Annotated in this window: 21 protein-coding genes; 11 read left to right on the top strand and 10 right to left on the bottom strand. The window is 63.7% G+C overall.

Translation table 11 applies throughout. From position 1 onward, the window contains the following. Nucleotides 1-2 precede the first annotated feature (2 nt). The 3 genes from ccmB to AMM33_RS09295 form a co-directional block, all read right to left on the bottom strand. Nucleotides 3-683, bottom strand: coding sequence for a heme exporter protein CcmB (gene ccmB / locus AMM33_RS09305; protein ID WP_090140739.1), 681 nt, complete (start codon nucleotides 681-683; stop codon nucleotides 3-5). 47 nt (nucleotides 684-730) lie between these two features. Continuing rightward, nucleotides 731-1,375, bottom strand: coding sequence for a cytochrome c biogenesis heme-transporting ATPase CcmA (ccmA, locus tag AMM33_RS09300; protein WP_090140651.1), 645 nt, complete (start codon nucleotides 1,373-1,375; stop codon nucleotides 731-733). A 195-nt stretch (nucleotides 1,376-1,570) separates the two neighbouring features. After that, a complete protein-coding gene (locus AMM33_RS09295; protein WP_090140649.1) occupies nucleotides 1,571-1,897 on the bottom strand; it encodes a high-potential iron-sulfur protein in 327 nt (108 codons plus the stop codon). 193 nt (nucleotides 1,898-2,090) lie between these two features. Here AMM33_RS09295 and AMM33_RS09290 point away from each other — a divergent pair, with 193 nt between their 5' ends. The 6 genes from AMM33_RS09290 (at nucleotide 2,091) to AMM33_RS09265 (ending at nucleotide 9,169) form a co-directional block, all read left to right on the top strand. Beyond that, on the top strand, nucleotides 2,091-2,681 hold the full coding sequence (locus tag AMM33_RS09290; protein WP_090140737.1) for an NnrU family protein: 591 nt from the start codon (nucleotides 2,091-2,093) through the stop codon (nucleotides 2,679-2,681). A gap of 12 nt (nucleotides 2,682-2,693) precedes the next feature. Next, the gene (locus AMM33_RS09285; protein ID WP_090140647.1) at nucleotides 2,694-3,974 is read left to right on the top strand and encodes a Coenzyme F420 hydrogenase/dehydrogenase, beta subunit C-terminal domain; all 1,281 of its coding nucleotides are present in this window, start codon (nucleotides 2,694-2,696) and stop codon (nucleotides 3,972-3,974) included. 89 nt (nucleotides 3,975-4,063) lie between these two features. Then, nucleotides 4,064-5,089, top strand: coding sequence for a magnesium chelatase ATPase subunit I (gene bchI, locus AMM33_RS09280; protein ID WP_090140736.1), 1,026 nt, complete (start codon nucleotides 4,064-4,066; stop codon nucleotides 5,087-5,089). Between the two features lie 13 nt (nucleotides 5,090-5,102). Next, nucleotides 5,103-6,992, top strand: a complete 1,890-nt coding sequence (locus AMM33_RS09275; protein ID WP_090140734.1) for a magnesium chelatase subunit D — start codon at nucleotides 5,103-5,105, stop codon at nucleotides 6,990-6,992. A gap of 6 nt (nucleotides 6,993-6,998) precedes the next feature. After that, nucleotides 6,999-7,883, top strand: coding sequence for an alpha/beta fold hydrolase BchO (bchO, locus tag AMM33_RS09270; RefSeq protein WP_090140645.1), 885 nt, complete (start codon nucleotides 6,999-7,001; stop codon nucleotides 7,881-7,883). Between the two features lie 50 nt (nucleotides 7,884-7,933). After that, nucleotides 7,934-9,169 carry a potassium/proton antiporter gene (locus AMM33_RS09265; RefSeq protein WP_228768042.1) on the top strand — a complete coding sequence of 412 codons (1,236 nt, stop codon included), beginning with the start codon at nucleotides 7,934-7,936 and terminating at the stop codon, nucleotides 9,167-9,169. Here AMM33_RS09265 and AMM33_RS09260 read toward each other — a convergent pair. The 7 genes from AMM33_RS09260 to AMM33_RS09230 form a co-directional block, all read right to left on the bottom strand. Beyond that, nucleotides 9,163-10,008, bottom strand: coding sequence for a cobalamin B12-binding domain-containing protein (locus AMM33_RS09260; RefSeq protein ID WP_228768041.1), 846 nt, complete (start codon nucleotides 10,006-10,008; stop codon nucleotides 9,163-9,165). The genes AMM33_RS09265 and AMM33_RS09260 overlap by 7 nt on opposite strands. 285 nt (nucleotides 10,009-10,293) lie before the next feature. Beyond that, nucleotides 10,294-10,797, bottom strand: a complete 504-nt coding sequence (locus AMM33_RS09255; protein WP_090140641.1) for a TspO/MBR family protein — start codon at nucleotides 10,795-10,797, stop codon at nucleotides 10,294-10,296. 98 nt (nucleotides 10,798-10,895) lie between these two features. Next, nucleotides 10,896-12,104, bottom strand: coding sequence for a geranylgeranyl diphosphate reductase (locus tag AMM33_RS09250; protein WP_090140639.1), 1,209 nt, complete (start codon nucleotides 12,102-12,104; stop codon nucleotides 10,896-10,898). Next, complete coding sequence (locus AMM33_RS09245; RefSeq protein ID WP_090140637.1) at nucleotides 12,101-13,471, bottom strand: BCD family MFS transporter; 1,371 nt, start codon at nucleotides 13,469-13,471, stop codon at nucleotides 12,101-12,103. The genes AMM33_RS09250 and AMM33_RS09245 overlap by 4 nt, the downstream gene beginning before the upstream one ends. Continuing rightward, on the bottom strand, nucleotides 13,468-14,424 hold the full coding sequence (gene chlG / locus AMM33_RS09240) for a chlorophyll synthase ChlG (protein ID WP_090140635.1): 957 nt from the start codon (nucleotides 14,422-14,424) through the stop codon (nucleotides 13,468-13,470). Before chlG ends, AMM33_RS09245 begins: the two co-directional genes overlap by 4 nt. A gap of 73 nt (nucleotides 14,425-14,497) precedes the next feature. Then, nucleotides 14,498-15,886 carry a transcriptional regulator PpsR gene (gene ppsR / locus AMM33_RS09235; RefSeq protein ID WP_090140731.1) on the bottom strand — a complete coding sequence of 463 codons (1,389 nt, stop codon included), beginning with the start codon at nucleotides 15,884-15,886 and terminating at the stop codon, nucleotides 14,498-14,500. Nucleotides 15,887-16,035: 149 nt separating this feature from the next. Continuing rightward, on the bottom strand, nucleotides 16,036-16,824 hold the full coding sequence (locus AMM33_RS09230; protein ID WP_090140633.1) for a cobalamin B12-binding domain-containing protein: 789 nt from the start codon (nucleotides 16,822-16,824) through the stop codon (nucleotides 16,036-16,038). Nucleotides 16,825-17,070: 246 nt separating this feature from the next. Here AMM33_RS09230 and bchF point away from each other — a divergent pair, with 246 nt between their 5' ends. From bchF to bchL, 5 genes are read left to right on the top strand one after another with little or no spacing between them, the layout of a single operon-like run. Then, a complete protein-coding gene (gene bchF / locus AMM33_RS09225) occupies nucleotides 17,071-17,577 on the top strand; it encodes a 2-vinyl bacteriochlorophyllide hydratase (RefSeq protein ID WP_090140631.1) in 507 nt (168 codons plus the stop codon). After that, a complete protein-coding gene (locus AMM33_RS09220; protein WP_090140630.1) occupies nucleotides 17,574-18,869 on the top strand; it encodes a ferredoxin:protochlorophyllide reductase (ATP-dependent) subunit N in 1,296 nt (431 codons plus the stop codon). Before bchF ends, AMM33_RS09220 begins: the two co-directional genes overlap by 4 nt. A 16-nt stretch (nucleotides 18,870-18,885) precedes the next feature. Further along, nucleotides 18,886-20,535, top strand: a complete 1,650-nt coding sequence (bchB, locus tag AMM33_RS09215; RefSeq protein ID WP_090140628.1) for a ferredoxin:protochlorophyllide reductase (ATP-dependent) subunit B — start codon at nucleotides 18,886-18,888, stop codon at nucleotides 20,533-20,535. Next, nucleotides 20,510-24,340, top strand: coding sequence for a magnesium chelatase subunit H (locus AMM33_RS09210; protein WP_090140626.1), 3,831 nt, complete (start codon nucleotides 20,510-20,512; stop codon nucleotides 24,338-24,340). Before bchB ends, AMM33_RS09210 begins: the two co-directional genes overlap by 26 nt. Beyond that, the gene (gene bchL / locus AMM33_RS09205; RefSeq protein ID WP_019429120.1) at nucleotides 24,337-25,248 is read left to right on the top strand and encodes a ferredoxin:protochlorophyllide reductase (ATP-dependent) iron-sulfur ATP-binding protein; all 912 of its coding nucleotides are present in this window, start codon (nucleotides 24,337-24,339) and stop codon (nucleotides 25,246-25,248) included. The genes AMM33_RS09210 and bchL overlap by 4 nt, the downstream gene beginning before the upstream one ends. Nucleotides 25,249-25,256 lie beyond the last annotated feature (8 nt).

Genomic DNA, 25,256 nt, shown 5'->3' with positions numbered 1-25,256 from the left:
CTTCATTCCAGCGCCAAGCGCAAAGCCGCTGCACAGGCCCAGGGGCTGAGCGCCGCCGAAGCCAGCAAGAGCGCCAACAAAATGGACACATGCGCCTCGGCCCCGAGGCCGCGCATCTGCGCATCGACCGCGCCCGTGCCAAACACCAGCACCGGCACATACAAAGGCAAGAGCAAAAGCGACTGCAGCACCCCGCCGCCGCGCACGCCCAAAGTGAGGGCCGCGCCAATCGCGCCCAGCAGTGACAGCACGGGCGTGCCGATCAAGAGCGTGAGCGCCAGCATGGACAAGGCCTCTGGCCCCAAACCCAACTGCAGCCCCAAGAGCGGCGACAGCAGCACCAAGGGCAAGCCCGAGATCAGCCAATGCGCCAGCAGCTTGGCGCTGACCAGCCAAGGCAGGGGCGCGGCCGACAGCGCCAGCTGCTCCAGGCTGCCGTCCTGGTGGTCGGCTTCGAACAAACGGCCCAGGCTCAGCATGCTCGCCAGCAAGGCCGCCACCCACAACACCCCCGGCCCGATCAGGCGCAGCGTGCCCGGCTCGGGGCCGATGGCCAGCGGAAACAAAGCCGCCACCAACACAAAGAAAAACACCGCACCCAACCACTCGGCCTTGCGCCGCAGGGCCAAGCGCAGGTCGCGCCGCAGCACGCCGCCCATGGCTTGCCAAGGGCTGGGCAGCATGGGCTGAGCCGCAAGCGCTGACACAGGGACGGTCATGGCGGGGGTGTTCATGCGCGGCCCAACTGCAAGCGTGCACCCAGGCCTTGCAGGCCCACGTCGTGGTGGCTGGTCATGACCACAGCGCCACCCGCATCCACATGCGACTGCAGCAAGGCGCGGGCCGTGGCGGTGGCCTGCACGTCCAGGCCCACCAGGGGCTCGTCCAGAATCCAAAGCCGCGCCGGGCTGGTGCGCAAACGCGCCAAGGCCACGCCTTGCCGCTGGCCTTGCGACAAGACCCGCACAGGCAAATGCGCCCGGCTTTGCAGACCCTGCGCGGCCAGCGCTTGCACGGCGTGCTCGCGGCTGAGCGCCAAGCCGCTGACCTCGGCATCGGCGCACAGGTTTTCACAAGCGGTTAGTTCAGGCTTGAGGCCCAGCGCGTGGCCGATGTAATGCAGCACCGAACGATCGGGGCGCGAAAGCGAAGAAGAAGAAGAAGAAGAAGAAGAAGAAGAAGGCCACAGCACCTGGCCGCGTGCCGCCGGGGACAGGCCGCACAGGATGCGCAGCAAACTGGTCTTGCCGCAGCCGTTGCCGCCTTCGATGTGCAACCAGCTGCCTTCGGGCACGGAAAAGCTCACGCCCTCGAACAAGGTCCGCTGGGCCTTTTGGCAGGCCAGGTCCATCGCTGTGAGCACCCAAGACGCCATAAAAGGGCTTTCCGGTCGGTTGAAGACAAGGCAAAGTGTAACGATGGATTGACACTTTGTGTGTTCAAAGCCTTGATTCAGACTGGTAAATCAGGGTATGCCCTGAGTTTGGGGTCGGAAATGGGCGCAAAAAAACCGCCCGACGGCGGTTTTGGGGGTCTCAGCGGGGTGAACCCCGCTGGGATCGACTGGACATTAAGCCTTTTTGGCCCAAGCAGAGCACCAGCCCTTGGCGGCCACTTGCTTGCTTGCAAACAAGGGGCAGCCACCGGCGGCAGCACCGGCCTTGGCCTGGAACAGGGCGCAGTTGGCGCAGTTTGAACCGGCTGCGAACTTGGGGTTCTTGGCTTTGTCGACCTTGCTGGCGTCGGCCTTGTAAGCCAAGCCCACAGCTTGCGGGTCTTTTTCATCGACCATGGCCTGAGCGGAGGCCTGGCTCATCACCAGCAAGGCGGTAGAGGCAGTGGCCACTTGCATCATGAACACACGGCGAGTCGAAGACTGGGAGGAAAAACGTGACATGGGGAGCTCCTTGAAGAGATGGTCAGAAAATACTGAGTAGTTCATTGTGCGCCACAACAGTCACCTTGTCATGCGGCCTGGGATACTTGAGCAAATCACACAGGAAAGCCCTGGTTTTTGAATGTCAACCGCGATGGACATGCCCGTGTCAGAATGCGGCTCAAACTCACACCTCACTTGCAAAGGTTTAGACATGCTGCAACTGCTGATCGGCTTGGCACTATTTTTAGGCATCCACTCTCTGCAAAGCCTGGCCCCGCAGATGCGCCAAAACGGCATGGCCCGCTGGGGTGCGTTGGGCTTCAAGGCTGTTTATGCAGCGGTGGCGGTCCTTGGCCTGTACCTGCTGGTTCAAGGTTACGGCCAGGCAAGGCTGGACCCGGTGGTCCTGTGGACACCACCTCGCGGCATGCAACACGCCACCATCTTGCTGATGTGGGTGGCCATGGTTTTGCTGGTGGCCACCTATGTGCCTGGCAACCAGATCAAAGCCAAACTGCGCCACCCCATGACCTTGTCAGTCAAGGTCTGGGCGCTGGGGCATTTGTTATCCAACGGCAACCTGGCCGATGTGCTCTTGTTCGGTGGTTTCCTGGTCTGGTCGGTACTGGTGTTCCGCGCCGCCCGCAAACGGGACCGCCAAAGCCTGCACTCCGCGCCCGAAGGCAAGCTGCTGGGCACTTTGCTGGCGGTGGTGGTGGGCACCGGCGTTTGGGCGGCTTTCCTGATGGGCGGCTTGCACGTCTGGCTGGTGGGCGTCATGCCTTTCACCCGCGCTGGTTGATGGCCGACTGACGTGCAAGCCACTGGCTCGCCTTCATCCTTAACGGCTGCTGCTGCGGCACCCGCTCGCAAGCTCTGCACCGACTGCGGCCTCTCGCGCACGGATGACCCCAAACGCTGCGGCCAGGCCTGTCAGTTCATCCAGCCCGATTACCCGGGCTTGGAGCAGCGGGTCCACGGCCGCGTGCGCCGACAGGGCAGTGCCACGCACCCAGCCCAGCCCGACGAGTTGTTCTTTGGGCCTTACCAACAGATCCTGAGCGCACGCCTGGACCTGCCCACCCAAGGCGCGCAGTGGACCGGCATCACCACCCGCCTGGCCGAGGTGCTGCTCGAACAAGGCCTGGTGGACGCCGTGATCGCCATGGCCGCCGACCCGCACGACCGCTGGCGCCCGCGCCCGGTGCTGGTCACCCGCGCCGAGGACATGGCGCAGTGCCGGGGCATGCGCATGGGCTACGCGCCACTGCTCAGCCTGGTGGAGCCCGCGCTGGCCCAAGGCCACAAGCGCTTGGCGGTCATCGGCATCCCCTGCCAGATTTACGCCCTGCGCGCCATCCAGCCGCAGCTCGAACGCGAGCAAGGCCTGGAGCAGCTCTATGTGATCGGCACGCCGTGTTCGGACAACACCACCACCGAAAACTTCCACCAGTTTTTGGGCCTGATTTCGGACCGCCCACAAGACATCAGCTACGTCGAATTCCGCGCCGATTACAAGGTCGAGGTGCGCACCGACCAAGGCGACCAACGCCTGATCCCATTTTTGAACTTGCCGCTGTCCACCCTGCCGCCCGACTTTTTCCCACTCACCTGCCGCACCTGCGTGGACTACACCAATGTGCTGGCCGACATCACCGTGGGTTACATGGGCGGGCACGGCCAGCAGTGGTTGCTGGTGCGCAACGCACGCGGGCAAGCGGTGCTCGACGGCATTCAGGCGCAATTGGTCACCAGCGCGCCCATCAGCCAAGGCAAACGGGATGGCCCGGTGCGCGGCTTCATGGCCAACACCGAGCGCGCCGCCGGCGGCCTGCCGCTGCGGCGCATGCCCGCCTGGATCAAGCCGCTGGTCAACTGGCTCATGCCGCGGGTGGGCCCGCGGGGCCTGGAGTTTGCGCGCGCCCGGGTCGAGATGAAGGCCATCGAGTCCATCTTGCACCTGCGCCGTGAGGCGCCAGCGCGCATCAAAAACATGCTGCCGCAGCATGTTTGGGATTTGGCGGCGCGTTACGGCCTGAAGCCGGAAGCACGACCCGAATCTGACCCAGTGGACAGCGCCACACGCAAAAGCTGAACGCAAGAGTCCATTTAAAGTGTAAATTTAACTTGACACTTTGACTCGTCTTTTGGATGATGGGCCGAGAACAGTTTTCGGAACGCCCCATGGCATTGACCTTCCCTTTCGCGGCCATCGTTGGTCAAGATGAAATGACCCTCGCCATCCAGGTGGTGGCGGTGGACCCGTCCATTGGCGGTGTGCTGGTCTTGGGTGACCGGGGCACCGGCAAATCGACTGCTGTGCGGGCTCTGGCCGACCTGCTCCCTCCTATCCAGGTGGTCAAAGGCTGCCCTTACCGCTGCGACCCGGCCAAGCCAGCAGGGGCCTGCCCAGTCTGCCAAGCCCGCGACCCCAAAGCCAAAGTCGTGACCGAGCGACAGCCCGTGGCCGTGGTCGACCTGCCTTTGGGTGCGACCGAAGACCGCGTGGTCGGCGCACTCGATTTGGAAAAAGCCCTGTCGCAAGGCGTGAAGTCCTTCGCCCCAGGCCTGCTGGCCCAGGCGCACCGGGGCTTTTTGTACATCGACGAGGTCAACCTGCTGGACGACCATTTGGTGGACCTGCTGATCGACGTGGCCGCCTCGGGCGAGAACCTGGTCGAGCGCGAAGGCCTGAGCGTGCGCCACCCGGCGCGCTTTGTGCTGGTGGGCAGCGGCAACCCCGAAGAAGGCGAGCTGCGCCCGCAACTGCTGGACCGTTTTGGCCTGTCGGTGCAGGTGCGCACGCCGCAAGACCTGGCCTTGCGGGTGAGCATCATCAAACGCCGCGATGCCTTCGACAAAGACCCCGCCGCCTTCAAAGCGCTGTGGCACAAGGACAACCAAAAGCTGCAAAAACGCATCCTCAAAGCGCGTGACCTGTTGGACGAGGTCGAGGTGAGCGACGACATGCTGATGCTGTGCGCCCGCCTGTGCCAACAGCTGGGCACCGACGGCCTGCGCGCTGAACTCACCCTGCTGCGCGCTACCCGCGCTTATGCCGCGCTGCAAGGCCACAAGGCGGTGAAGGCCGAGCACCTGCAAAGCATGGCCCCGCTGGCCCTGCGCCACCGCCTGCGCCGCAACCCGCTGGACGACACCGACTCGGGCGCGCGCGTGCAGCGCAGCTTGCAAGAAGTGCTGGCCGCCTGAATTGGCTGCACGCATGGCCCGCGAAGCCCCAACACCGTCCACGCCTTCGGACCCGCTGGAGCGCTGGAACGATGCGCTGACGGCGCTGCAACTGTTGCAGCTCGACCCCTTTGGTTTTGGTGGTGTGTGCTTGCGCGCACCGCACGGGCCGGTGCGCGAGCGCTGGCTGCAAGCGCTGGCGGGGCTGGGCATTGGCTTGGTCAAAGTGCCTGGCTCGGTGGACAGCGAGCGGTTGCTGGGCGGCATCGACCTGGCCCACACCCTGCAAACCGGCCAGCTGCACAGCCAAGCGGGCTTGCTGCAACAAGCCGACCAAGGCTTGGTCTGCCTGCCCATGGCCGAGCGCCTGTCGCCCGCCCTGCTCGCGCCTTTGGTGCAAGCGCTGGAACAAGGCCAGGTGCCCCCCACCCGCCACAACGCAGCCCCCACACCCACCCGCTTTGGCGTGGTGGCACTCGACGAATCCTTGCCCGACGAGCCCGGCGTGGGCGCGGCCCTGGCCGAGCGCCTGGGCGTGTGGCTGGACCTGCACGAACTCTCACCCAGCGACATCCACGCGGCGTGGCAGGGCGACAGCGAATCGGACGGCCTGCAGATCCGTCTCAGCCCCGGTGCTTTGGCCCGCGCCCGCGAACAGCTGCCGCAAGTGCAAGCGAGCGACGAACACATGCAAGCGCTGTGCGCAGCCGCTTTGGGTCTGGGCATTGGCTCATTGCGCGTGCCCAGCTTGGCGCTGCGTGTGGCCTGCGGCCATGCGGCGCTGAACGGTCGCAGCACGCTGGACGCCGACGATCTGGGCTTTGCAGCGCGCTGCGTGCTGGCGCCCCGCGCCACACAGTGGCCGGCCGAGCCGACTGCGCAAGAATCAGAAGCAGCGCCACCGGAGGACGCCACACCACCGCCAGATCCGCCAGAACCCCCAGAAAATTCTGGCGAAGCACCTGACAACGACGCTGAAAAAGACAAGGAGCCGGACACGGCTCCACCACCCGAACAGAACGCCGAACAGAACACTGAACCGAGTGCCGAAGACCTGCAAGAGATGATGGTCGCCGCCGCCCTGGCCAGCTTGCCACCGCACATGCTCGACGCGCTGATGACGCGGCAGGGCGCGGCCAGCCACAACACCTCGGGCCGCAGCGGCCAAACCCGCACTGGTTCACAGCGCGGCCGCCCCCTGCCCCCACGCCCGGGCCGCCCCGGCGGTCAGGCGCGCCTGCATGTTCTGGCCACCTTGCGCGCCGCCGCGCCCAAACAGCGTTTGCGCCAAGCGCACAGCACCGGCCGCGTGGCCATCCGCGCCGAAGACTTCCACATCCAGCGCTACCAAGAGCGCGCCTCCAGCTGCCTGATCCTGGCGCTCGACGCTTCGGGCTCGGCCGCTTTGCAGCGCTTGGCCGAGGCCAAAGGCGCGGTCGAGTTGTTGTTGCAGCAATCCTATGCCCGGCGCGACAGCGTGTGCATCGTGGCCTTTCGGGGCGCACAAGCGCAATTGCTGTTGCCCATGACGCGTTCGTTGGTGCGCGCCAAACGCGCCATGACCGGCCTGCCCGGCGGCGGCGGCACGCCCTTGGCCCTGGCCCTCAAAATGGCGCACGAACAAGCGGCGCAGCTGCAGCGCCAAGGCGTCACGCCCATCTTGGTTGTGCTGAGCGACGGCCGCGCCAACGTGACGCTGCAAGGCCTGGGCGGCCGCGCCCAGGCGCAAACCGATGCACAAAACTGGGGCATGCAGTGGCGCGCCAGCGGCCACCGCGCCTTGTGGATCGACACCTCGATGCACCCCGACGCACAAGCGCAGCAACTGGCGGCCACCATGGGCGCGAGCTACCTGCCCATGCCGCAGGTGCAGTCGCAGCGCATGGCGCACGCCATCGAACGCGTGCGCAGCCCGCAGGCTTGAGCCGCCATGTTTGAACACTTTTACCCCGGCATGGCTTGGACCGAGCACCAAGCCACTTGGCCACACGCGCAGCACAGTCGCTTCGTGCAAGCAGGCGGCATCCAGTGGCATGTGCAGCAAATGGGTCAAGGCCCGTGCATGCTGCTGCTGCACGGCACGGGATCGGGCAACTTCAGCTGGCGTGGCTTGCTGCCAACTTTGGCCCAGCACTTCACCATGGTGGCGCCCGACCTGCCCGGCCACGCCTTCACCAGCCGGGGCCCCGAAGGTGCGCTGTCGCTGCCCGGCATGGCCGAGGGCTTGCGCGCACTGATGCTGCAACTCAATCTCACGCCGCAGGTCATCGTGGGCCACTCGGCAGGCGCGGCCATTGCCGCGCACATGGCGCTGCACTTTGACAGCGCCTCGCGCAGCACCCTGATCGGCCTGAACCCGGCCTGGTTGCCGCTGCCGGGCGTGGCGTCCTGGCTGTTCGGCCCGGCGGCCAAACTGGCGGCGCTCAACCCGCTGTCCGCCTGGGCCACCGCCAAGCTGGCGGCCAAACCCGGTGCGGTGGCCGAGTGGATCGCACGCACCGGCTCCACGCTCGATGCGCAAGGGATCGATCTGTACACCCGCGTGCTGTGCGACTCCGGCCATGTGCACGGCGTGTTGTCGATGATGGCAGCATGGCGGCTCAAGCCCCTGGCCGCTCGCCTGCACGACATCCGCAACCCGGTGTTCATGCACATCGGCGCACAAGACAAGACCGTGCCCCCGGCTTTGGCCAACGACGCCTGCCAGCGCTTGCCGCAAGCGCGCCTGCACCTTCAAGCGGGCCTGGGCCATCTGGCCCACGAACAGGACCCGGCGGGCACGGCGTCATTCATCCTGCGCAGCTGCGGCATTTGACGCAAATCCACACGCGCTTTGCGGCGCCGAGCCTGTGGTAGCTTCAATGCATGGTGTTGTCGCTCGATTTTTTGTCTTTGCCTTTGTTGGCGGCTGCGGCGCTGGTGTTCATCAGTGTGCTGGCCGGGGTGTTTTCCGCCCGCATCGGCTTTTCTTTTCTTCTGATTTTTCTGGTGGTCGGCATTCTGGCGGGCGAAGATGGCCCGGGTGGCCTGGCTTTTGATGACTTTCGCTTGAGCTTTTGGGTGGGCAACGTGGCGCTGGCCGTGATTTTGCTGGACGGCGGCTTGCGCACGCAGATGAGCACTTTCCGCACCGGATTGCGGCCCTCGCTCTGGCTGGCCACGCTGGGCGTGCTGCTGTGCACGGCCATCACGGGCTTGGCTGCCCATTGGCTGCTGGATTTGTCCTGGCCTTTGGCCTTGCTGGTGGGGGCCATCGTCGGCTCAACCGATGCGGCGGCGGTGTTTTCCCTGCTCAAGTCCTCCGGCGTGCAACTCAAGGAGCGCGTGGCGGCCACGCTGGAAATCGAGTCGGGCATGAACGACCCCATGGCGGTATTCCTGACGATGACCTTCATTGCAATGGCCTTGTCTTCAGGAACTGCGCACACGCTGGAGGCCCAAGACGTGGTCTTGTCACTGGTGCAACAACTGGGCTGGGGCAGCTTGCTGGGTCTGGGTTGCGGCTGGGGATTGGCCGAAATGCTCAAGCGCTTGGGCCGTGGCGTGGATGGCGGTGGCGGCATCCGGGCGCTGCTGGTGGTCTCCGGCGGATTGACGGTGTTCGCATTCACCACATGGTTTGGCGGTTCAGGGTTTTTGGCGGTTTACCTCATGGGCGTCGTCGTCGGCAACCGCGCTCGGCTTCAGGTGCGCGCCATCCTGTCGGCCATGGATGGTTACGCCTGGCTGTCGCAAGCGAGCATGTTCTTGTTGTTGGGTCTGTTGGTCACACCGACCGATATGCTGCGCACGCTGTGGCCTGCGATCGGCGTGTCTTTGGTGTTGATGTTCGTGGCGCGCCCGCTCTCGGTATGGGTTTGCTTGGCACCGATGCGCTTTTCCGGGCGGGAAATTGCGTTCATTTCCTGGGTGGGTTTGCGTGGCGCGGTGCCGATTGTGCTGGCCGTGTTTCCGGTCATGGCGGGGGTCGAGGGCGCGCGCATCTACTTCAATGTGGCCTTCGTCGTGGTGCTGACTTCATTGGTGCTGCAAGGCTCCACCATCGCCTTGAGCGCACGCCGCCTGCATGTCGTTGAAAACGATCAAGGGCCCGATCAATAAGTGGAGCGAACCAAACGCTTGACGGCGCCCACGGCCTCCCGTGCATCCGTGAAGATGCCGTCCGCGCCCAGTGTTTGTGGACTGAATTCCTGCAGCAGGAAAATGGGTCCACCCAGCACCACCCGCACTTGCGGGTTGCCCGAACTGGCGCGCAAGTGCGCAATCAAGTCGGGCAAAGTTTGCAACTGCGCCTGCAGGGCGACCGAAATGCCCACCACGTCAAACCACTCGTTGGCCACCGCCCGCAACAACTCGGACTCGGTGGAGGAGATCTCGAGCACCACTTCTGAGCCTGCTTGTCGGAAAAAATCGGCCACGATGGTCAGGCCCAAAAAATGCTGCGAACCCGGTGCACAGGCCAACATGACCCGTTCACGCTCGCCCACATCAGGCTGCCCGGCGGGCGACTCATAACCCAGCCGGTAAATCATCTGGTGCATCATGGCCAAGCCGCAGGTGACTTGGGTGAAATCGCACAAATCCTGCTCCCACAAGACCCCCAAATGGCGGGCCGCAGGGGTGATCAGCTCCAAAAAAATTCGGTCATGTGCCAAACCCCTGTCACTCAAGGCATCCACGATCTGGTTGGCCTTCAAGGCATCACCACTGAGGCAGTGCTGAGTGAAAGCCTTGAATTCAGGCTGCTCATCGACAGACTCGGTTTCGCTTCTGGCCAGAGCCTTTTGGGCCTTGACTGGAAAAAATTGCTGCACATTGAGCAATCGGGGAATGATCTGCTTTTCAATCACGGCCAGCAGGGATTCTTTGCAATCCTCCGGCAGACTGTGAGTCCGCTTCAACCCATTCGATGGACCACCCAAGTCATTGAACTCAGACATGCACATTCCTGGCAACACGAGCGTGTCACCCTTTTGGAAGGTGAAAACCGGGGCGTCAATTCGCCAGCGACATAGCTTGCCGGTCCGCTGTTGCTGTTGGGTTTATAAATTCATTGACTTGCATCAACAAGCCTGAGAAACCCTAGGATTGACACGCTTGGAATTCTTTTTTTGGTTTGTGGGGCTCGCCCCACGCCCATCGCCCACAGGGTGGGCGCCTACCCCAAGATGGCCCAGAGGCCTTGCGCGCACGCCATGAGGCCTCGTTCATTGGGTGTCAAAACATCACAAAACCCCAGTAAAAGGCCCATTGAGTTGTACGGTTTGCAGGTTCAAAACTGCGGCGATGCTGACCCAGACCCAATAGGTGAGCAATAGCAAACTGGCCCAACGCGACAGCCGCCACAGGCCCACCATCAAGGCCAGGATGGACAGCCACAAAAACACCACCTCCAGCAGCGCCCAGTCCGGGCGCTGCAATTTGAAGTAAAGCGCACTCCAAAAGATGTTGAGCACGGCATTCACGCCAAACAACCACGCCACGCGCATGCGCAACACGCGGGTGTGAGCCGCTTGCCAGGCCAGCCAGCCGCTGATGGCACACAAGGTGAAGATCGTGCTCCAGATCACACCAAAGGCGGCGTCGGGTGGCTTCCAGGGCGGATGGCGCAGCGCAAAATACCACGGTCCCAACTCGGTCAGTGCGGCGCCAATACCAGCGGTGGCGTAACTCAGCACGAAAGCGACAAGCAGTCGGCTCAGGGCTTGCGGTATCCGGGGAAGATTCATGGACTTGATTGTCCGTCAGGCCTGAGCGCGGACTGTGCAAGCGCACGCACAGAAAAAGTGCACGGCCTTCGGGTTCGCAGTCTTCAGGTGCGCCATCTTCACGTTCGTGCCAAGCCCAGCAGGTGGGCCATGTCCTTGATGAAGATACGCACATGGGCCATCGGGTCCTTACGAGCGAGTTCCTTGTTCATGTAGGACTCAAACGTCAAGCGCTGCACATCGCGGTCTTCGCAGATCTTGACGAACTTTTCGCGGCGTTTGTCGTTTTGGTACCAGAAGTACTGCATCACGCCCAAGATCCAGAACACGCGGCCGTGCTGCTTCATGAAGCTCTTGCGGCCTTGCTTCAGGCAGGCGCTGTTGCCGGTTTTGAGGGCCTCATGGGCTGCCTTGGCCACGCGCCGGGCACAGTCCATGGCGTAGTAAATGCCTTCGCCCGACGACGGCGCCACCACGCCTGCAGCGTCGCCAATCACCACCACGTCGCGGCCGTTGTCCCACTGGGGCAAGGGCTTGAGCGGGATGGGTGCACCCTCGCGGCGCAAGGTGGGCGCATGGGTCAGTCCCGCAATCTCGCGCAAGCGCGCCGTGGCACTGCGCAGCGAATACCCTTTGTCGGCGCTGCCCATGCCCACGCTCATGGTCTTGCCGTGCGGGAAGACCCAGCCATAAAAGTCTGGCGAAACCTCGCCTTGGTAATACACGTCGCATCGCGCCGCGTCGTAGCCGGGCTGGCCCACAGGCGACTCGATGATCTCGTGGTACGCAAAAACATACTTGGTTTTGTGCGCATTGGGAATGGCTTGGCGCGCCACTTCAGAGCGCGCACCGTCGGCCCCCACCACCATGCGGGTCGACACCTTGACGGGTTGAGCGTGCTCCAGCGCCGCGTGTTCTTTGGGCGTGACCGGGGTGTAGTGCACCCACAACTGGCCGCTGTCGTCGTGCTGCAGCTTGTCAAAAATCGCCTGGCAACGCACCGCACCCGACTGGGCGGCGCGATCGCGCAAGTACTCGTCGAATTCGTCGCGGTCCACCATGCCGACAAAGCCGTTGTCGATCGGGATGTCGACTTTGTTGTCGGTGGGCGAGATCATGCGGGCACAACGCACCTTGGCCACCAGCAGGTGGTCGGGAATGTCAAAGTCCTGGATCAGGCGCGGCGGGATCGCGCCGCCGCAGGGTTTGGTGCGGCCCTGGCGGTCGAGCAACAACACGCGCCAGCCTTGGCGCACCAAATCGTGTGCGGCGGTCGCGCCCGAAGGCCCTCCGCCCACCACCACAAAGTCGTAATCGGTTTGGTTCATGAGCTTGACCCACCTTTGAGCAATACGGGACCGTCAAAACGCAAAGGCGCTCGCTGCCTTGCTGGCCCGGTGCGCAGGCGCGAAGCCACCGCCGCCGAGACCGCAAACATGAGCGCTTGCATGCCAAACACGGCTGCATAGGCCGTGCGTTGTTCCCCCAACAAGGCATGGGCCAGGTCGCTGGCAGCGGTGCCGAGCAATCCCCCCAAACCAAAGGCCGCAGCTTGCGCAGCGCCCCACAAACCCATGCGTGTGCCTTCACGGCCCGGGCCGCCTTCACCGGCCAGGCGCATCATGGTGGCAATCGCCGCGATCGAGAACGCGCCGTTGGCCACACCCAGAAACACCACATTGGCCTTGAGCGGCCAATCGACCGACAGCGCCGAGCTGACCAAACCCACCGTGGCCAGCGCCGACACGAGGCACCCGCCCACCATCCAGGCCTGCACCGAGCCCAAGCGCCCCGCGACCCAACGCGAACCGGCCCCGGCCACCGCCAGCATGCCCACCAGCACGCCCATGTGGTGCCAGCCCGACAGCTGCGTGGTCTGCCCCGGCGTGAAGCCGTGCACCGCGCCCGCGAAGGGCTCCAGAATCAAATCCTGCGCGCTGTAAGCCAGCATGGACATGAACACAAACACGGTGAAGGTGCGCGCCGCAGGCTCGGCCCACACCTCTTGGAAGGCCTCTTTGAAATTTTGTTTTTGCAGGCGCTCGGTGCTCACGCTCGGCGCCACGGCCCCTGAGGGGTCGCCGTCTTTTTCCAGGCCCCACAAACACAGGGCCGTGATGCAGGCTGTGACCAGGCTCAGCCCCGCCGAGACCTGCAGCAGCACCTGAGGGCTGTAAGGATCGATCAGCTTGCCCACCACCCCGGCAGTGACGGCAAAGCCCACAATCATCATCAGCCACACGGTGGTGGCCGCGGGCGCCCGGCGCTCATCGGGCACGCGTTTGGCCATCAGCGCCAGCAGCGATGTACCGCAGGCGCTCACGCCCAAGCCAATCAGGCTGAAAGACAACCAGGCCAGCAGTGCGCCATAAAAAGGCTGAGAGGCCATCCACACCGTGGCCCAAGCGGCCATGACGCCGCCCACACCCAGCACCAGCATGCCGCCCATCATCCAGGGCGTGCTGCGCCGCCCCTTGTCGGAACCAAAACCCATGCGCGGGCGCACCATTTGCACCGCGTAATGCCAAGCCACCAAAAAACCCGGCAGCAAGGCGGGCAGCGCCAGCTCGACCACCATGATGCGGTTGAGCGTGGACGTGGTCACCACCACCACCGCGCCCAAACAGGCCTGGATCAGCCCCAAGCGGATGATCTGGAACCAGCCAAAAACCTGTGCGTTCATCGGTGTGTTCATAGAACCCCCACGCTGCTGTGCAAGCCGCTCAACTGGCGCAAGCCCCAGGCGCTGACCATCATGCCGCTGACGAACAGCGGCACACCAAAGGCCGAGACATGCAAGGCACGCTCAATGGGTTGGCGCAAAAATTTCAGCATCAAAGGCCCTTGCAAGACCGCCAAAGCCAAGACAGCTGTGGCGTGCCATGGCAGCTGCCAGTTGAGCAACAAAACCGCCACCACCCCCTGCGGCACCAGCATGAACACACAAGCCATGCGCGCTGCACCGTGCGCACCCAGCTGCACCGGCAGCGAGGCCACGCCCATACGCCGGTCGCCCTCGATGGCCTTGAAATCGTTGAGCGTCATGATGCCGTGTGCCCCCACGCTGTAGAGCATCGCCAGCGCCACCGAATGCGACCCCGGCCAAGCCCCACCCAGCATCACGGCCGTGCCCGTGAGCCAGGCCAGTCCTTCGTAACTCAGGGCGCAAGCTGCGTTGCCCCACCAGCCGTTGTTTTTCAAGCGCACGGGTGGCGCGCTGTAGGCCCACGACAGCGCAATGGCCAGAGCGCAGGCCACAAAGCCCCAAGGCCCCATGAGCGTGGCCCAGAGCAGCGAGAACGCGGTCCATGCAATGGCAATGCCCAAACCCCAGCGACCAGGCATGCGGCCCGAGGGGATGGGGCGGTTGGGTTCGTTGATGGCATCCACATGCCGGTCAAACCAGTCATTCACCGCTTGGCTGCTGGCGCACACCAGCGGGCCGGTCAACACCAAACCCAAAAGCAACAAAGCCCAATGGGCACCGATGTCCTGGCCCGAGGCCACCACGCCGCAGGCAAAAGCCCACATGGGCGGAAACCAGGTGATGGGTTTGAGGAATTCGGCCACCGTGCGCAAAGCAGGCCGGTTCAGCGGTGGTGCTGTGGCCTGGGTGTGTGGCGAGTGGGCCAAGGGTGGGGTGTCCATGCCCCCATTGTGAAGAGAGTTTTTGAAATGTCAATTGGGATTGACACTTAATGTCAATCCAGCGTGACAACCCTCAAGGCGCGTCGGCTTCGGCCTCGGCCACCATGCCAAAGCGGCGCAGCTTGACGTACAGGCTCTGACGCGACAAACCCAGCATTTCCGCCGCCGAGGCGCGGTTGTTGTGGGTCAGCTCCAGGGCCGCTTCGATGCACAGGCGCTCGATGGTGTCCACCGTCTCGCCCACAATGTCCTTGATCGGGCGACGCCCCACCAACTGCGACAGGTCGGCAAACGGGTTGCTCTGGCTTTGCGCCACCGAGGCCCCGCCTTGCAAACGGCGGTCCATGTCGCGCACAAAAAAGGCGTACATCGGCTCGGGGCGCGCCAGGCACACGGCCGACACCTCGACCGGCAAGGTCATGCCCGACAGGGTGCGCACTTCGGTGGCGAAATTGCGCACCGGCAATTGCTGGCGCAAGCTGGTGTTGAGCACCCCCCAGTCCACCGCACCGCGCAACAACCAGCGCTCCAGACTTTGGCCCACCACTTGGGACGAGGCCGTCAGGCCCAACAAAGCCATGCCCTCTTCGTTCACGCTTTTGATCAAGCCCGAGGTATCGGTCAACAGCCAGCCATCCGGGAAGCGCTCCATGGCCTCGCTCAAAGCGGCTGAAGATCCGGCATCGTGCAGCGGGGCCGATGCAGCCTCGCGGGTGACCAGGCGCACCAGAAACTGTGCCCCGCCCTCCTGACGAAACACCGTGGCCGACACCGTCCAGGCCGAGGGCAAGCCCGCCACGCGGGCCGAGCACATCTCGATGCGGCCAGTGGCCAGCGCCATGCGCAGCAAAGACTGCACTTCGCCCTGGCTTTCGCCTTCAAAACATTCGCGCACATCGCGGCCCACCAGGCGTTTGCCCGCGTCTTTGAGCAAGGCTTGTGCGCCCACATTGGCTTCGAGCACGCGCTGAGTGGCGGCATCCACCATCAAGACAGCCTCAGACGAGGTATCAAACAGGACGCGGTAACGTGCCTCGATGTGGCGCAAGCGCAGGTAGTCACGCTCCATGGATTGCTGGGTTTCCACCAGGCGGCGCTGCAATTCAGCCAGACTTTCCAGGTCGCGGCCCATGGCCAGCAATTTGCCCCCGCCCAGCGGCAAGACCACATATTGCAAAGCCACCTCGCTGCCCAAAGCGGACAGATGGTTCACATGCCGCCAGCGCATGACGTCGGACACGCCTTGGGACTGCAGCATTTCCTGGATCTTGATGCGGCTTTCGCTGGTCACGGTGTCGATCCAGCGGCGGCCCACCCAGGCCTGGCAGCCCAAAGCGGCCAAGGTGTCTCGCCCGGTTGACACATCCTCGATCACACCTTGCGGGTCCATGACCAAGGTGAGGTCCGACACCACCCCCAGCAATTGGGAGAATGTGGACGGGTCCAGAGAGGGGAGCTTCATGTTGTAAAACAAACGGGTTGGATCATCAGGAAGTTGACACTTTAATTTGTCAAATAAGTATAGGGCGATGTCTGCCTGACAGCCCCAAAACCCCGGGAATTAAATGTAATAAAAGTATCTGAATTGTCATTTTATGTCACGCTTGCGGATCACAAAACCAGCAGTTGTGTGACACAGGCCACGGTTTTGGGCGCATCTTCGGCCACGAGTTGGGCGGCCAAGCCCTTGAGCGAATCGGGGGCCATGAATGCCATGGGGCCGCCCACGAACACCTGCAAATTCAGGTTATCCGACGCCTCACGCAATGGTGGCAACAGATGGGTCAGTGTCTGCAAGTGCCTGTCGGTGGAAACAGAAATACCGGCGGCATCGAACCAGTCCGACAAAAACAGATGTTTGAATTCGGCCACATCCTGAGGGACACCCACCGTCACAGCCCAACCGGCACGTTTGAAAAACTCGCTGAGCATGAACAGTCCCATGCTGTGCTGAGCGCCGGGCTCGGTCAATAACAGCAGACTCAGACCATTGCGCTGCTGGGGCGATTCCAGCAGAAACTCCGCACTGAAATCGTGCAACAGCTGCTGTAAATGGGACGACGCGATGGTCGTCATGGCGAAATCCAGCCGATCCGAACACCACCATTGGCCCAGCAAACGTGCACACGGGGTGATGCCCTGCAGATAGATGTCTTCGAGCGATTGCCCCTGGCGCTGCCAGCCAAACACCACGCGCCTGGCGGCGTCCAGCCCTTGCAAACAGGCCTGCGCCAAGTGCTGCACCTGGGCCAGGTCAAGCGCAGACTTGCCCGCGAAAGAAGTTCCGCCGACCAAACGGGGCCCAACAGGCACGCCCCGCCTCAAGGCTTCAGGCAACTGCGTCGCCAATCCGGCCGCCTGCGGTGGGAACTGGGAGTTTTCGACATTGAATTGCGCCATGACAAGCACCGATCATCTGTGGGATACACCAGCGGCAGGCTCCAACAGCTCGGAGTGTTCGTCGCAAGAGTTGCATTGAGCGGGACATCGCAATGCGCCTGCAAAACACAAACTTGAGTGTGCAGGGAATTCAATATCTTGCCTTCAGTGTAAACCCTTGAATCAATAAAATATGTCAATTTATGTTGACACACAGCAGGGCGCCCACTTACATTCATTCCAAGACGTCCACACCACAAGGTCCTCATGCCCGCATCCAGCCCCCAGGTTTTGTACACGCCAGCGCAACGCGCCCGGCGTGACGCGACCGCCTGGACGATGGTGCAAGGCATATTGGCCCCGGTGCAGTTCCTGATTTTTGGCATCAGCCTCTATTTGGTGATCAACAGCTTGCACACCGGCGAGCACACCGACTGGGCCCTGGCCTCGGTGGTGCTCAAGACCGTGGTGCTCTACGCCATCATGGTCACCGGCGCCATCTGGGAAAAAGTGGTGTTCGGCCAATACCTGTTCGCCCCCGCCTTCTATTGGGAAGACGTGGTCAGCATGGGGGTGATGGCCTTGCACACCGCCTATGTCTGGGCTTGGTGGCAAGGCGCTTGGAGCGCCAACGACTTGCTGTGGCTGGCCTTGGCCGCTTATGGCAGCTACGCCATCAACGCCGCGCAATACATCCGCAAGCTGCGCATGGCGCGGCTGCAAAAAACCGAAACCCCATCATTGCCCGAAACGGGCGCACAGGCCAGCACATGAGCACTGTCATCCCGATCCGCGCAGAAACATCCGCGCAAACCGCTGGTTGCACCGACGTCGTGCCCTTGGTCGAACGCGGCCAGCGCGAGGTGTTTTGCGGCTTGACCGGCATCATCTGGCTGCACCGCAAAATCCAGGACGCCTTCTTTCTGGTGGTGGGCTCACGCACCTGCGCCCACCTGATCCAATCGGCCGCGGGCGTGATGATCTTTGCCGAACCCCGCTTTGGCACCGCCATCATCGACGAGCGCGACCTGGCGGGCCTGGCCGATGTGCACGAAGAACTCGACCGCGTGGTCGGCCAGCTGCTGGCGCGCCGCCCCGACATCCGCTTGTTGTTTTTGGTGGGCTCTTGCCCGTCGGAAGTCATCAAGCTCGATCTGTCACGCGCCGCCGAGCGCCAAAACCAGATCCACCACCCCAAGGTTCGCGTGCTCAATTACTCGGGCAGCGGCATCGAAACCACCTTCACCCAGGGCGAAGACGCTTGCTTGGCGGCCATGGTCCCCGGCCTGCCCGCCAGTTCACCCGACACGGCCCCCGCCCTGATGGTGGTCGGCACCCTGGCCGATGTGGTCGAAGACCAGATGCGCAGCTTGTTTGATCGCATGGGTTTGCAGGTCAGCTTCTTCCCGCCGCGCAACAGCCAGGCCATGCCGGTGGTCGGCCCGAACACCCGCTACTTGTTGGCCCAGCCCTTCTTGGCCGACACCGCCCGGGCGCTGCAGTCGCGCGGCGCTCAGCATTTGCCCGCGCCCTTCCCGCTGGGCGTAGAAGGCACCACCGCCTGGCTGCAAGCGGCCGCCGCCGAGTTTGGCGTGGCCCCCGAGGTGTTTCAACAAGCCACCGCCGCGCCGCGCCAGCGCGCCGAAAAAGCCCTGGCCGTGCAACGCCAGATGCTGCAAGGCCAACGCATCTTTTTCTTCCCCGACTCGCAGCTCGAAATTCCGCTGGCGCGCTTTGTGCACCGCGAACTGGGCATGGATTTGGTGGAAGTGGGCACGCCCTATTTGCACCGCCAGCACATGGCCGCCGAACTCGCGCTCATCCCCACAGGCACCCGCATCAGCGAAGGCCAGGACGTGGACCTGCAGCTCGACCGCTGCATCGCCGATGCGCCCGATCTGGTGGTCTGCGGCCTCGGTTTGGCCAACCCCCTGGAGGCCCAAGGCATCACCACCAAGTGGGCCATTGAACTGGTCTTCACGCCTATTCAAGGCTACGAACAAGCGGCCGATTTGGCCGGCCTGTTCAGCCGCCCCCTCAAACGCCGCCTGAAGCTGGCGGCATAAGGCGCAGGAACACCCCATGCAACTGACGCTCTGGACTTACGAAGGACCGCCCCATGTGGGCGCGATGCGCGTGGCCACCGCCATGACGGATGTGCACTACGTGCTGCACGCCCCACAAGGCGACACCTACGCCGACCTGCTTTTCACCATGATCGAGCGCCTGCCGCGCCGCCCGCCCGTCACCTACACCACCTTCCAGGCGCGTGATCTCGGCGGCGACACGGCCGAACTCTTCAAAGACGCTGCACGCCAAGCCATGGCGCGCTTCAATCCTGCGGCCATGTTGGTGGGCTCGTCCTGCACGGCGGAGTTGATTCAGGACGACCCGGGTGGTTTGGCCCAAGCTTTGAAGCTGACCATTCCCGTGGTGGCCCTGGAGCTGCCCTCTTACCAGCGCAAAGAAAACTGGGGCGCGAGCGAGACCTTCTACCAACTTTGCCGGCACCTGGTGCACAAGCCTGCCGATGACACCGCCAAGGCAGCCAAGGCCAGACCCACTTGCAACATCCTCGGCCCCAGCGCCCTGGGCTTTCGCCACCGTGACGACGTCAAAGAAATCACCCAACTGCTGAACCTACTCGGTGTGGACGTGGCCGTGGTCGCGCCGTTGAGCGCGAGTGTGGCCGATGTGCAAAAGCTGGCCGAGGCCGACTTCAACGTGGTGCTCTACCCCGAAATTGGCCTGGCCGCCGCGCAGTGGTTGCAGCGTCAGTTTGACCAGCCTTACACCAAGACCGTGCCCCTGGGCAGCCACGCCACACGCGACTTCATCGCCGAAGTCTGCACGCTGACCGGCCTGCCCCAGCCCGCACAAGACCCGAGCAACGCCCACGCCCATTGGTACGCCAAGTCGGTCGACTCGACCTACCTGACCGGCAAGCGGGTCTATATTTTTGGCGACGCCACCCACGTGGTGGCCGCAGCCCGCATCGCCAGCCAAGAGATGGGTTTTGAGGTGGTGGGCATGGGCACATACAGCCGCGAATTTGCCCGCGAAGTGCGCGACTGCGCCAAACGCTATGGCGTCGAAGCACTGATCACCGACGACTACCTGGAAGTCGAAACCCAGATCAACGCGCTGCAGCCCGAGCTGATTTTGGGCACACAAATGGAGCGCCACATCGCCAAGCGCCAGGGCATTCCCTGCGCGGTGATCTCGGCCCCTGTGCATGTGCAGGACTTCCCCGCCCGCTACGCGCCGCAAATGGGTTTTGAAGGCGCGAACGTGCTGTTCGACACCTGGGTGCACCCCCTGATGATGGGCCTGGAAGAACACCTGATCGGCATGTTCCGCGAAGACTTCGAGTTCCATGCCGGTGCTGCGCCCTCGCACCTGGGCAGCACGCGGCCTGCGGCTGAGAACGTGGCACCTGCAGTGGCCGCCCCCGTTGCTACACCCGTTGCCTCACCCGTTGTGGTTTCAGCAGCGGCTCCCGCCCCCACCGACACACTGACCACCGACAGCGTTCAAAAGGTCGCCGCCCCAGCCCAAGCCGCTTCGAACCAGGCCACCTGGAGTCCCGAAGCCGAAAAGGAGCTGGGCAAGATCCCGTTTTTTGTGCGGGGCAAAGCGCGCCGCAACACCGAGCGATTTGCCCAAGACCTGGGCGTGGCGACCATCACCGTGGAGACGCTCTACGATGCCAAAGCCCACTTCAGCCGGTAAGTCCAGCAACACACCAACACCGCGCATGAGCGTGGTGCTGCTGACCATGGACAGCCACCTGGCCAGCGCCGCCGAGAGCGCAGCCGAGCGCCTGGCCCGCGACCTGCCCGGCCTGCACCTGCAAACCCACAGCGCCTCGGCCTGGCGTGACAGCGACAAGGCCCTGGCCGCGTGCTTGGCCGCCGTGGCGCAAGCCGATCTGGTCATCGTCACCATGCTTTTCATGGAAGACCATTTCCTGCCGGTGCTCGACGCCCTGCAGGCGCGCCGCGAGCATTGCGACGCCATGGTCTGCATCATGTCGGCCCCGCAAGTCACGCAGCTCACCCGCATGGGCAAGCTGGTCATGGGCCGCGAGTCGAGTGGCCTGATGGCCTTGCTCAAAAAGCTGCGCCCCAGCGCCAAAAACAAAGACACCGGCTCTGACACGGGCGCACCGTCCAGCGCCGGCGCCAAGCAAATGGCCATGCTGCGCCGCCTGCCCAAGCTGCTGCGCTTCATTCCCGGCACCGCGCAAGACCTGCGCCTGTTCTTCTTGACCATGCGCTACTGGCTGGCGGGCTCCGAGCACAACATCGAGCACCTGGTCAAAACCCTGGTGCACCGCTACGCCCAAGGCCCACGCGAGCCGCTGCGCGCCTTGGCCCAGCCCGAAGACCCGATCGAATACCCCGAGGTCGGCCTGTACCACCCGCAGATGAAAAACCGCATCAGCGAACAGCTGAGCGACCTGCCAGGCCACGGCCGCAAAGACCAGCCCGCCGTGGGCTTGTTGCTGCTGCGCTCGTATTTGCTGGCCGGCAACACCGCGCATTACGACGCGGTCATCCATTCACTGCAAGCGCGCGGCCTGCGCGTCATCCCCGCCTTTGCCAGCGGGCTGGACGCCCGCCCGGCCATGGACCGTTTCTTCAAGCAAGGCACGGGCTCAAACATCCAATCCTTGGTGTCCCTCACCGGTTTTTCATTGGTCGGTGGCCCGGCCTACAACGACGCCAGCGCCGCCGAAGTGGCCCTGAGCGAACTCGATGTGCCGTACATCGCCGCGCACCCGCTGGAGTTCCAGTCCATCGAGCAATGGGGTGACTCCACCCGTGGCCTGCTGCCGGTGGAAAACACCATCATGGTGGCCATCCCCGAACTCGACGGCTCGATCTTGCCCATGGTCTACGGCGGCCGCCCCGGCCCCGCCGGTCAAACCTGCCACGGCTGCGACAAGCGCTGCACCTTCCCCAGCGGCCCGCGCAGCCAGGACATGTTCACCTGCAGCGAGCGCACCGAAATGCTCACCGCCCGCGTCGAGCGCCTGGTGCGCCTGCGCGATAAACCACGCGCCGAGCGCAAGCTGGCCATCGTGCTGTTCAACTTCCCGCCCAACGCAGGCAGCGTGGGCACGGCCGCTTACCTCTCCGTCTTCCAGTCGCTCTTCAACACCTTGCAGCGCTTGTCGCTCGAGGGCTACCAAGTGACCTTGCCGGACAGCGTGGACGACCTGCGCAACCGCCTGTTGCACGGCAACGCCAGCCAGTACGGCACGCAGGCCAATGTGCTGCACGCCATCGACACCGGCCACCACGTCAAACACGAGCGTTGGTTGAACGAGATTGAAGCGCAGTGGGGCCCCGCCCCCGGCAAGCACCTGACCAATGGCCAGTCCATCTTTGTGCTGGGCGCAGACTTTGGCCAGGTGGTGGTCACGGTACAGCCCGGCTTTGGCTACGAGGGCGACCCGATGCGCCTGCTGTTTGAAACTGGCTGCGCCCCCACCCACGCCTTCAGCGCGTTTTACCGCTACCTGCGCGACGACTACGCCGCCGACGCGGTGCTGCACTTTGGCACGCACGGCGCGCTCGAATTCATGCCCGGCAAACAAACCGGTCTGTCGGCCCAGTGCTGGCCCGACCGCCTGATCGGCGCACTGCCCAACGTCTACCTGTATGCCGCCAACAACCCGTCAGAAGGCGCATTGGCCAAACGCCGGGGCGCGGCCACGCTGGTGAGCTACCTCACGCCCTCGCTCACGCATTCGGGCCTGTACAAAGAATTGGTCAGCCTGCAGCAATCCATTGAGCGCTGGCAGCAAATGGGCCCCGACCAAGCGCAGGACCGCGAGAGCCTGACCACGCTGATCCGCGAACAAGCGCAGAGCATCGACTTGTCCGTTCCAGCCCATCAGGCGGCAGATACCACCGCCTGGATCGAGCAGCTGCAAAACCAGCTGCTGGAACTCGAATACGCCCTCATCCCCGAAGGCCTGCACGTCATGGGCCAAGCCCCCACCCGCGAGCAGCGCTTGGGCACCCTCAAAGTCATGGCCGATGCCATGGGTTTGACAGCCGCCCAAAACGCCGCTTTGATGGAAGCCTTGGTCGACGGTGCCAGCGAAGCGCAACTGAACGCACAGTTCAGCACCGACTTGCCCGCTGGCGACAAAGCCCAAGCCGAAACCCTGCGTCAGCTGGTGCGCAGCAACCGCCTGCTGGGCGAAGACCACGAAATGCAAGGCCTGATGCGCGCCCTCGACGGCCGCTACCTGCAACCCGCCCCCGGCGGCGACCTGATCCGCAACGCCAACGTGCTGCCCACCGGGCGCAACCTGCACGGCCTCGACCCCTTCCGCATGCCGTCTGCCTTTGCGGTGCGCGATGGCATGCGCCAGGCCGACAAACTCCTGGCTCGTTACCAGCAAGACCACCAAGCCCTGCCCGAGACCGTGGCCATGGTGCTGTGGGGCACCGACAACCTCAAGACCGAAGGCAGCCCCATGGCTCAAGCCCTGGCCTTGATGGGCGCCGCGCCTCGCTTTGACAGCTACGGCCGCCTGGCAGGGGCCCAATTGATCCCCTTGGCCGAACTCGGCCGCCCCCGCATCGACGTGGTCATCACCTTGTCGGGCATCTTCCGCGACCTGCTGCCCATGCAAATCCGCTTGCTGGCCGAAGCCGCGTTTTTGGCCGCCAGCGCCGACGAACCGGTGGAACAAAACTTTGTGCGCCAACATGCCTTGGCCTACCTGGCCGAGCACGAAGGCAGCAACATGGAGTGCGCCGCGCTGCGCGTGTTTGGCAACACCGAAGGCGCGTACGGCGCGAACGTGAACCACCTGATCGACAGCAGCTGCTGGGAAAACGAAAACGAACTCGGCGACGCCTTCACCCAGCGCAAAGGCTTTGCCTATGGGCGCGAAGGCCGCCCGGTGCGCAACACCACCGTGCTGCAAAGCGCGCTGGCCAGCGTCTCGCTCACCTACCAAAACCTCGACTCGGTCGAGCTGGGCGTGACCAGCATCGACACCTACTTCGACACCCTGGGCGGCATCAGCCGCGCCGTGCTGCAGGCCAAGCACCAGCGCGACGGCAACGCCGCCGAAGCCCCGCCTGTGTTCATTGGCGACCAGACCCAGGGCGAGGGCGTGGTGCGCAGCCTGACCGAGCAAGTGGCGCTGGAAACCCGCAGCCGCATGCTCAATCCCAAGTGGCACGAAAGCATGCTGCAACACGGCTACGAAGGCGTGCGCCAGATCGAAGCCCACCTCACCAACACCATGGGCTGGTCGGCCACCACAGGGCAAGTGCAGCCCTGGGTCTACCAGCAACTGGCCCAGACCTTTGTGCTGGACCCTGCCATGCGCGAGCGCATGGCCCAGCTCAACCCCACCGCATCGGCCAAAGTGGCCAACCGCCTGCTGGAGGCCACCCGCCGCCAGTACTGGCAACCCGACGCCGAAACCATGTCAGCTTTGCTGCGGGCCGGTGAAGAACTTGAAGACCGCCTTGAAGGCATACACGAAGGACTCCCAGCATGATCGAAACCACCAGCATCCCGGTGAACAGCATCCAGAGGGTACGCGGCGCAGACGGAGAAGGCAGTGTGCAGTTCCAGATGGACCCCACCGTCAAGATTGGCACCGCCAAGGTGTTTGCGGTCTACGGCAAGGGCGGCATTGGCAAGAGCACCACGTCTTCCAACCTGTCGGTGGCCTTCAGCAAGTTGGGCAAGCGCGTGCTGCAAATCGGCTGCGACCCCAAGCACGACTCCACCTTCACCCTGACCAAAAAGCTCATGCCCACCGTGATCGACGCGCTCGAAACGGTGGACTTTCATGCCGAAGAGCTGCGCCTCGATGACTTCGTCTTCAAAGGCTACAACGGCGTGATGTGCGTCGAAGCCGGTGGCCCACCCGCAGGCACCGGCTGCGGCGGTTATGTGGTCGGCCAGACTGTGAAACTGCTGAAAGAACACCATCTGCTCGAAGACACCGACGTGGTGATTTTTGATGTGCTGGGCGATGTGGTGTGCGGCGGTTTTGCCGCCCCATTGCAACACGCCGACCGTGCCCTCATCGTCACGGCCAACGACTTTGACTCCATCTTTGCGATGAACCGCATCGTGCAAGCGATTGGCGCCAAGGCCAAGAACTACAACGTGCGTTTGGGCGGCGTGATCGCCAACCGCAGCGACGCGACCGACCAGATCGACAAATACAACGCGGTCACGGGCCTGAAAACCATGGCGCACTTCCCCATGCTTGACGAGATCCGCAAGAGCCGTTTGCAAAAGTGCACCTTGTTTGAGCTCGAGCCCACACCTGCCGTCAAAGCCGTGCAAGACGAGTACATGCGCCTGGCCGCTGCCCTGTGGCTGGGGGCCGACCCGCTGCCGTCCATTCCCATGAAAGACCGCGACATTTTTGACCTGCTGGGTTTTGACTGATCCGCACG

It is taken from the genome of Limnohabitans sp. DM1 (assembly GCF_001269385.1).
Taxonomy (GTDB): Bacteria; Pseudomonadota; Gammaproteobacteria; order Burkholderiales; family Burkholderiaceae_C; genus Limnohabitans_A.
This window is presented reverse-complemented; position numbering and strand designations above follow the sequence as displayed.